This window comes from Streptomyces europaeiscabiei (assembly GCF_001550375.1).
GTDB lineage: Bacteria > Actinomycetota > Actinomycetes > Streptomycetales > Streptomycetaceae > Streptomyces > Streptomyces europaeiscabiei.
This window is the reverse complement of sequence record NZ_LRTR01000253.1, coordinates 1-8,052: the sequence shown is the minus strand read 5'-3', so window position 1 is coordinate 8,052 and position 8,052 is coordinate 1. Positions and strand designations below refer to the sequence as shown.

Sequence of the window (8,052 nt, the reverse complement as noted above, 5' to 3'; positions counted from 1 at the left end):
CGGCCTCCTGATCCCCACCCCCCACACCCTCCCTCACGCTCACCCAGATCCCCGGAGGACCCCTCCCTTGCGCACCCCTGCCCGTACCCGTCGTACGCCGTCCGCCCTGACCGCGTCCGCCTGCGCCCTGCTGCTCGCCCTCACCGTCTCCGCCTGTGGCGACGACGGCGAGATGCTTCCCGTCGCCAAGGACAGGGAGGCGGTCGCCCTCTTCCTGGACAAGCACGTCGGGTGCCAGGACACCGACTACTACGTGGGCGACGAGCTGCTGGAGTTCCGCGCCCAGGTCAGCTACGCGGTCGACAGCGCCGGCGACTGCGACGTCAATGACGACACCGACGTCGACTTCCTGCACTTCAGCAGCCTGGGCGACTTCCAGAAGGACGTGGCGAACTCCGAGATCGCCGACGACACGGGCCTGATGGTCGGCATGACCTTCGCCGTCGACGCCGACGACGAGGAGAACGCCAAGGCCCTCCTGGACGCGGGCCTGCTCTACCTCGTCTGCGAACCGGGCGTGGACATACCGAACACCTACCGGCAGGACGAGGGCGAGGCGGGCTGCGTACTGACGGACTACGCGCGGGAGGAGCAGGAGGAGGACTACTAGGCCACTACTGGGCCGGGGATCACCCGGCCCCGCGGGCTGTCAGGGCTGTCAGGGCTGTCAGGGTTGCCAGGATTACCTGCACCCCTTTCAAGCCACCCGCGTGAACTCGATCGTCACCTCCGGCGGTCCCCCGGCCACCCCCCGGTAGATGCCCTTGTGCGGGGTCACGTCGTCGTAGTCGCGGCCTCGGCCGACGACGACGTGGGACTCGTCGGCGGGGACGCGGTTGGTGGGGTCGTAGCCGGTCCAGTCGCCGGCCCAGTACTCGATCCAGGCGTGGCTCTGGCCGGCGACGGGGCGGTGCAGTTCGGCCTCGCGTTCGGGGTGGAGGTAGCCGGAGACGTAGCGGGCGGGCAGGCCGAGGGCGCGGAGCATGCCGAGGGTGAGGTGGGCGATGTCCTGGCAGACGCCGGCCCCCTGGTCCCACGCCTCGGCCGCGCTGGTGTGCACCCCGGTCGCGCCCGGCACGTACGAGACATGGTCGGCGACCATGGACGCCACCGCGGTCGCCGTCCCGTGCACGTCGAGCCCGGCGGAAGCCTCCCGTGCCCGGTCCAGCAGCCCGGCCGGGAGCGTCGTACGGCCGGTCGCGGTCAGGTACTCCAGGAGAGGCGAGTCGGCGGTCGCCCGGCGGACCTCCTCCCACGCCGGCGCGTCCGGCAGCGGCTCGGGCGGGGCCGTCTCCACCAGGCTGGTCGCGGTGATCGTGAGGTCCGAGTGGGGCTCGATCAGGTCGAAGCCGGTGACCTGGGTTCCCCAGTAGTCCCAGTACGACCAGGTGGGCGTCGAGGGGTTCACCAGTACCCGGGCGTCCAGGGTGGTCTGGCCCGGGAGCGTCAGCGGGGTCATGCGGACCTCGTTGTGGGAGGAGGCCGCGGGCTGGGCGTACGCGACGCGGGTGATGTGCCGGATGCGCAGGCGCCGGGTCGCCCTGGTGGCGGGGCCGGTGGGCGTCACGGGGGGTGGAGGTGTCATCGGGATTGCTCACGCGCCTTCCTGGGCCCACTCGACGGGGCCTTGGTACGGGAAGAACTTCTCGGCCACCGCCTCCGCGGAGGCCATGCACGCCTGCTGCAGATCCCGCAGCAGTGTCGGCAGCCCGGCTTCCAGGGACTCGGAGTCGAGGTATTCGAGGTGGGTGCGCAGGGCGCCGATCGGGCGGCGGGCCGGGTCCTGGCGGGGGCGGCCGAGCGCCGCCAGGCACTCCTCCGCCGTGGTCAGCGCGTGCAGCGCCGAGCGCGGGAAGTCCCGGTCGAGCAGCAGGAACTCGGCGACCTTGGGGCTGTCGCCGAAACCGCCGTGCACGCGCGCGTACGCCTCGTCGGCGCCGCTCGCGCTCAACAGGGTCGGCCAGTCGGGCGCGTGCGCCGCGTCCAGCACCCGCACCGACAGCAGCCGTACGGTCATGTCCACCCGCTCCAGGCTGCGGCCGAGCACCACGAAACGCCAGCTGTCGTCCCGGCTCATCGTGGAGTCGGCGAGCCCGAAGAAGAGGGCCGCACGCCGTCGTACCAGCTCCAGATAGGCGTACGGGCCGCCCGTGCGGCGCGCGGCCGTCCGCTGGTCGGCGAGCGCGTGCCAGGTGGAGTTGAGGCACTCCCACATCTCGGAGGAGACGGCCTCGCGGGCGCTGCGGGCGTTGAGCCGCGCGGCCCCGAGCGCCCCCTCGATGGAGCCCGTCGAGCGGGCGTCGAAGGCCAGTTGGTCCAGCACCTGCTGCATGTCGCAGTGCAGGTCGGGCGCGTCCACACCGAGGATCGCGTACAGCGAGCGGCAGGCCACGTCCTCGTCGCGCCAGGGGTCTTCGAGGAGGCGGTGGAGGTAGGCGTCGAGGATGCGGCCCGTGGCGTCGGCCCGCTCCACGTACCGTCCCGTCCAGGTCAGGGCCTCGGCTATCCGGGAGAGGATCACGTCGTTCACTGCTGGGCCCCTTCCTGCACGACCGTGCGGGTGCCGTCGGGTCCGAGCTGGCGCGGCGCCTTCTCCAGCAGTGGTCCGCCGGTCTCCTCGCCCCGCTGCTCGGCGGGCCCCTCGGCGAGCACCCAGGTGTCCTTGGAGCCGCCGCCCTGGCTGGAGTTGACGATGAGATTTCCCTCCTGGAGGGCGACCCGGGTCAGCCCGCCGGGCAGCACCCACACGTCGCTCCCGTCGTTCACGGCGAAGGGCCGCAGGTCGATGTGGCGCGGGGCCATGCGTTCGCCGGCGAGGGTGGGGGAGGTGGACAGCGCCACCGGCCGCTGTGCGATCCAGCCGCGCGGATCGGCCCGCACGGCCTCCCGGGTGCGCTCCAGCGTCTCCCGGTCCGCCTTCGGTCCGATGACGATGCCCTGCCCGCCGGCCCCGTCGACCGGCTTGATCACGAGCCGGTCGATCTGGTCGAGGACGGCCTCCAACTGCCCGGGCTCGTCCGGCCGGAAGGACTCCACGTTCGGGAGAATCGGTTCCTCACGGAGGTAGTAGCGGATGAGATCCGGGACGTAGGTGTACAGCAGCTTGTCGTCCGCGATGCCGTTTCCGACCGCGTTGGCGAGCGTCACGTTCCCCGCCATCGCGGCGCCCATGATCCCCGGGCAGCCGATCACCGAGTCGGGCCGGAAGTGGAGGGGATCGAGGAAGTCGTCGTCGAGGCGCCGGTATACGACATGGACGGGCATTTCCCCGCGGGTCGTCCGCATCCACACCCGGTTCCCCCGGCAGACGAGATCGTGCCCCTCCACCAACTGCACGCCCATCAGCCGGGCCAGCAGGGCGTGCTCGAAGTAGGCGGCGTTGCTGGGGCCGGGGGTGAGGACGACGACGCGCGGGTCACCGATGCCGCCGGGCGCGGCGGCCCGCAGCGCGGCGAGCAGCCGCTGCGCGTAGCCGTCGACGGGCACGACGTGCTGCTCGGCGAAGAGGGACGGGAAGACACGGGTCATCGCACGCCGGTTCTCGATGACGTACGACACCCCGGACGGCACCCGGACGTTGTCCTCCAGCACCCGGAAGTCACCCGCCTCGTCCCGGACGAGGTCGATGCCGGCGACATGGATACGGACCCCGCCCGGAGGCTCCACACCGTGCGCGGCCCGGTGGAAGTGGGCGGAGTTGAGGAGCAGCCGCCAGGGCACGACCCCGTCCTCGAACGCCCGGCACGGCCCGTACGCGTCCGCGAGGTACGCCTCCAGCGCCCGTACGCGCTGGGTCACTCCGCGCTGGATGAGATCCCACTCCAGGGCGTCCAGGATCCTAGGCACCAGGTCCAGCGGCCAGGGTCTCTCCTCGCCCGCGAAGGCGTACGTCACGCCCCGGTCGGTGAACGCGCGAGCCATCTGGTCCGCCCTGAACCGCAGCTCGGCCGGCTCGATGGGCTGCAGTGCCGCCAGCACCGGCTCATAGGCGGCCCTGACCTCACCCGGCCGCTCAAACATCTCGTCCCACGCGTCGGCCAACGCGTACGAGTCAAATATGTCCGCCATGGCCCGACGGTAGGCGCGCTCCGTAACACCCGGATCACCGGAACATTTCCGGCGGCTTGCGGGGGCGATCGCGACCTGCGGAAACGGAGGGTTTGAAGTACGGCCGGGCGGGGGAGCCGACGGTCCCACGTCCGGACGGCGTCCCAGCGGCGTCATGCCCCGCTCGGGGAGCCCGCCCCGCGGCGGGTGCGCACGCCTCCGCCCGCACCAACTTCAGCTTGTTGCAGAGCGCACTGCCTGAGGGGTGGAGATATCGGAATGCAGTGGTACGTACAGGGGCGGAACGATGGTGATGGCGTGTTGCGGAGCCGCTGTGGGCCGCGCATAGTTGCGCTGCGAACAGGCTGGAACCGGGGGTGAATGGGTGATGGCCGGGCACGCGAACGAGGAGCATCCGCACGGCGCCGACCGGCTCTGCGCCGCCGGGGACCGCGTGTACTCCAGAGCCGTACGGCGGGGCCGCGTCCCGCGCGCGGACGCCGACCCCGTGCCCTGCCTGCTCGACCTCGCCCTGCTGCACCCCGACCCCGACGACATGGGCTGGCTGGTGCCCACCTCCCCGCAGGAGGTCATGACCCGGCTGCTGCGTGGTGTCCACGCGGAGGTCAGCGCCAGCCAGGCCCGGATGGGCGCGGCGGTCGACGCCGTCGAGTGGTACGCGGGCCTCGGCAGCTCCCGGGGCAGGCAGCCGGCGGAGAGCAACGCGATCAGGGTGCACGACGGGCTGGCCCGGATCCGGGCGGCGATCGACGAGGCCACCGACCGCTGCACCTCGGAGGTGCTGACCGTGCAGCCGGGCGGCATCCGGCGCGAGGACGAGCTGCGCGAGGGGCTGCACCGGGCGCTGGCGATGTGCCGCCGGGGTGTGCGCATGCGGGACCTGTACACGCATGTGGCCCGGCACGGGCAGGGCCTGCACAACTACATGGAGCTGATGGGGGAGTCGGCGGAGGCCCGCACCCTGGACGAGGTCGTGGAACGCCTCATCGTCTTCGACCGCACCGTGGCCTTCATCCCCGCCAACGCCGACCGGACCATGGCCCTGGAGATCCGCCACCCGGCGCTGGTGGAGTACCTGGTCACCGTCTTCGAACGGCTGTGGCGTCTCGGCGTCCCGCTCGCCGCGTCCCTCCCGTCGACCGGGGTCGCGGGCATCACCCACCGGGAGCGGTCCATCGCGGCGCTGCTGGCGGAGGGCCACCAGGACGCGGTGGTCGCCGAGCGGCTCGGCATCAGCGTGCGCACCTGCCGGGCCCACATCGCCCGCCTCTCCGAGCGGCTCGGCGCGGCCAGTCGTACCCAGCTCGGCGTCCGCATCGCCGAGGCCGGCCTCGACGGCCCACCCCGCTCCACCCCACCGGACGACCTGCCCGCCGTGCCCTCCCCTACGACTCCGGTTCCTGCTCCAGAATCCCCGACCGCCCGATGAGGTAGCCCAGCTGGGCGCGGTTCTCACTGCCCAGCAGGGCGGCGAGTTTGGCGATGTGGAGGCGGGCGGTCCGGACGTTGAGGCCCAGACGTGCCGCGATGACGGCGTCGGTGCGGCCCTCTACGAGCGGATGGTGAGCAACTCGTCGCGGGCCTCGTCCATGGCCACGCTTATGGCCTCGTTGATCCGGTCGAATCCGGCCGGCAGACCGATGTCCCGAACCTCCGTGACCGACTCGGGAAGCCCGTCGAGTGCCAGCAGTGGTTCGAACGCCTCCGCCAGCCGGGCCTCGTCGTGTCGCCGCCGGGCGATGTCCCGGGCGCTCTCGTGCAGCAGTCGCGGCAGGGCCAGGGCTGGTGCCGGCGGGCGCAGCCACCGTGGGTCTTTGGCGTCCGCGTGCAGGAGCCCGAAGCCGAGCAGGCAGGGCACGTGATCGGAGTCCTCTGCCGGGATCCGGCCCTCGCGCAGTGCCTGCCGATACAGGTCCAGCCCCGCCTCGCACAACTCCACTGGTCCGTGCTCGTGACCCTCGTCGGCCCCGTGTAACCCATCCCCCACGTCAGTCAGCTCTCCTGCTGCAGCATCCCTGACTGGGCTATGAGATAGCCGAGCTGAGCCCTGCTGCCGCTGCCCAGCGACGTCGCCAGCTTGGCGATGTGGGCGCGGCAGGTGCGGACGTTCATGCCGAGGCGCCGGGCGATGGCTTCGTCGACGTGGCCCTCGACGAGGAGCTTGGCGATGGAGTGCTGGATCTCCGTGATGCCGTCGGATGCAGTCTCATAGGGGGCGCCGGCGTTCAGCGGGACCGCGCGGGACCACATGAACTCGAAGACCTTGATCAGATAGCGGACCAGGCCGGGGTGGCGGAGCTCCAGGGCGACCTGCCGGTCGTCACGGGTGGGTATGAAGGCGACGGTCTCGTCGCAGACGATGAGGCGTTCGACCAGTTCGTCGATGGTCCGTATCTCCACCTTGCCGGCCACCTGGTCCACGTACGCAAGATTCGCAGGGCTGTAGCGGGCGGTGTGCTGGTAGAGCGTTCGAATGCTCACACCACGTTCGAGCAGAGGTCTGTCTCGCTCCAGCCCCTGAACGATCCTGCGCTCGGGGCGGCTGGCGCTCGGCTGGACCGTGAGCATCTGGCTCTGGCACTGGGACGTGGCCAGGTCGAGCGCGGCGTTGATCCGGTCGCTGCCCTCCAGCACCGTGATCGAGTGTGTGTCGCTGATCGCCCGGGCGCTGAGGGCCATGAACGGCTCGAAGGTCTCGGCCAGCTCGGTGGTCAGCCGCCGACGCTCGGTGATCTCGCGTTCCAGCGGGTGCAGCCGTTGGGCCAGGGCCGCAGACGGGGGAGTCGGGCGCAGCCAGTTCGCGTCGTCGGGATCTGGCTGGAGCAGACCGAACTCCATCAGGCAGGGAGCTGTCTCCACATCCGTACGGGCGATACGTCCCGCACGAAGAGCATTCGCGTAGAGAAGGCCGCCGTCCTCACACAGTTCGGTCACCGCGTGGGGATGTGTGCCTTTCGCCCAGCTTGTTGCCAAATCTCCACCCCCCAGGGTCCTGAACATGCAGGAACATGATGCACCGATTATGTGGCCATGACGTGCCCGAATGAGCCATCGTCATAGGTGACGGGGGAAGAGGGGACCTTCAAGTGAGGACGAAGCCGACTATGCGTAAGGGATTGCTTCGCTCGGTGCTTGTCGCCGCCTTCTCCGCCGTTATGGCCTTCGGAGTGGTGAGCACCCACTCCGCTGCGAGGAGCGACGCGCCTGCGGACAGCTTCTGGGGTGGGGCGGCGGTGGAGTCGGTGGACGCCACCCTGCTTGCCGACAGTATCTGGCCGGTGGCACCACAGGACTCGGACGAGACTGCGCAGGCCTGATATGACGACTCCTCCCGACGACCGTTCCTTCCGGCGCGAGATGGCCACCGCCTACCGCTCCGGTTGGCACTTCATCGACCTGGCCACCGCCATCCCCCACAGCGGTGACTCGTTGATGGTGACCGTGTTCGGCGAACCGGTGGTGGTGACCCGGGACGAGGACGAGGACATCCGGGCGTACCGGTGTCTGCGGCGACCGCGCGGCGCGCCGCAGCCAGTGCGGTGTGCCGTCCGGTACGGGATGGTCTTCGTCAATCTCGACCAGCGCGACCACCGGCTCGCCGAGCCGGAGACCCCGGCCTCCACGGCCGTATCAGCCACCCCCCGCAGTGCCTGAAGCGATCCCCCGTCGTTTCACATCGCTCAGGCGCTTCCCCCCAGCAGCGGCGTCACCGTGACCTGAACACGGTGACGCCGCTGCAGGCTTGCGGGGACATTTCGGGATGTCCACCGGTATCGGTGCGGGCCCGCCCGCCCGCTCATCTGTCCGAAAAAAGGTCAACCGGAAGCCGGCGGTGACCGTCAGCCGCGCCCCAGTGCCCCCGTCAGTTCGATCTCGATCACGACGCGGAGCGGGTTGGGCCGCGGCTCCCTGCCGTACCGCTCCGCATACCGCCGCTCCGCCTCCGCGACCCGCTCCCGGTCCTCGTGGACCCGGGCGAGCCCC

The 8,052-nt window shown here is 70.9% G+C and carries 8 protein-coding genes and 1 pseudogene; 3 read left to right on the top strand and 6 right to left on the bottom strand.

What is annotated here, in order from left to right; translation table 11 throughout:
* The first annotated feature begins 67 nt into the window (after positions 1-67).
* The gene (locus tag AWZ10_RS12405; protein WP_060891088.1) at positions 68-610 is read left to right on the top strand and encodes a hypothetical protein; all 543 of its coding nucleotides are present in this window, start codon (positions 68-70) and stop codon (positions 608-610) included.
* 87 nt (positions 611-697) lie between these two features.
* On the opposite strand, the gene AWZ10_RS12400 is transcribed toward AWZ10_RS12405, so the two are convergent.
* From AWZ10_RS12400 to AWZ10_RS12390, 3 genes are read right to left on the bottom strand one after another with little or no spacing between them, the layout of a single operon-like run.
* Positions 698-1,585 carry a transglutaminase family protein gene (locus AWZ10_RS12400; RefSeq protein WP_046709515.1) on the bottom strand — a complete coding sequence of 296 codons (888 nt, stop codon included), beginning with the start codon at positions 1,583-1,585 and terminating at the stop codon, positions 698-700.
* Between the two features lie 9 nt (positions 1,586-1,594).
* Entirely contained in the window at positions 1,595-2,530 is a 936-nt protein-coding gene (locus tag AWZ10_RS12395; RefSeq protein ID WP_046709514.1) for an alpha-E domain-containing protein, read from the bottom strand.
* Entirely contained in the window at positions 2,527-4,068 is a 1,542-nt protein-coding gene (locus AWZ10_RS12390; RefSeq protein ID WP_046709513.1) for a circularly permuted type 2 ATP-grasp protein, read from the bottom strand. Before AWZ10_RS12390 ends, AWZ10_RS12395 begins: the two co-directional genes overlap by 4 nt.
* Positions 4,069-4,435: 367 nt before the next feature.
* Here AWZ10_RS12390 and AWZ10_RS12385 point away from each other — a divergent pair, with 367 nt between their 5' ends.
* Positions 4,436-5,497, top strand: a complete 1,062-nt coding sequence (locus tag AWZ10_RS12385) for a helix-turn-helix transcriptional regulator (protein ID WP_060891087.1) — start codon at positions 4,436-4,438, stop codon at positions 5,495-5,497.
* A 120-nt stretch (positions 5,498-5,617) separates the two neighbouring features.
* Here AWZ10_RS12385 and AWZ10_RS47595 read toward each other — a convergent pair whose 3' ends face one another.
* Both AWZ10_RS47595 and AWZ10_RS12375 read right to left on the bottom strand, forming a co-directional pair.
* Positions 5,618-6,055 (bottom strand): hypothetical protein, encoded by a 438-nt coding sequence (locus tag AWZ10_RS47595; RefSeq protein WP_319120415.1) that lies wholly within the window; start codon positions 6,053-6,055, stop codon positions 5,618-5,620.
* A 5-nt stretch (positions 6,056-6,060) separates the two neighbouring features.
* Entirely contained in the window at positions 6,061-7,068 is a 1,008-nt protein-coding gene (locus AWZ10_RS12375; RefSeq protein WP_078935742.1) for a helix-turn-helix transcriptional regulator, read from the bottom strand.
* Between the two features lie 318 nt (positions 7,069-7,386).
* Between AWZ10_RS12375 and AWZ10_RS12365 the strand changes: the two genes are divergently transcribed.
* Entirely contained in the window at positions 7,387-7,722 is a 336-nt protein-coding gene (locus AWZ10_RS12365; protein WP_037702762.1) for a Rieske (2Fe-2S) protein, read from the top strand.
* A 185-nt stretch (positions 7,723-7,907) separates the two neighbouring features.
* On the opposite strand, the pseudogene AWZ10_RS53630 reads toward AWZ10_RS12365, so the two are convergent.
* A pseudogene (locus tag AWZ10_RS53630) lies at positions 7,908-8,052 on the bottom strand (nitrilase); the annotation flags it as partial.

Bases quoted from the DNA above. Each gene is read 5' to 3' on its own strand.
- AWZ10_RS12400 (WP_046709515.1), bottom strand. From the start codon at position 1,585: ATGACACCTCCACCCCCCGTGACGCCCACCGGCCCCGCCACCAGGGCG.
- AWZ10_RS12390 (WP_046709513.1), bottom strand. From the start codon at position 4,068: ATGGCGGACATATTTGACTCGTACGCGTTGGCCGACGCGTGGGACGAG.
- AWZ10_RS12385 (WP_060891087.1), top strand. From the start codon at position 4,436: ATGGCCGGGCACGCGAACGAGGAGCATCCGCACGGCGCCGACCGGCTC.
- AWZ10_RS12375 (WP_078935742.1), bottom strand. From the start codon at position 7,068: ATGTTCAGGACCCTGGGGGGTGGAGATTTGGCAACAAGCTGGGCGAAA.
- AWZ10_RS12365 (WP_037702762.1), top strand. From the start codon at position 7,387: ATGACGACTCCTCCCGACGACCGTTCCTTCCGGCGCGAGATGGCCACC.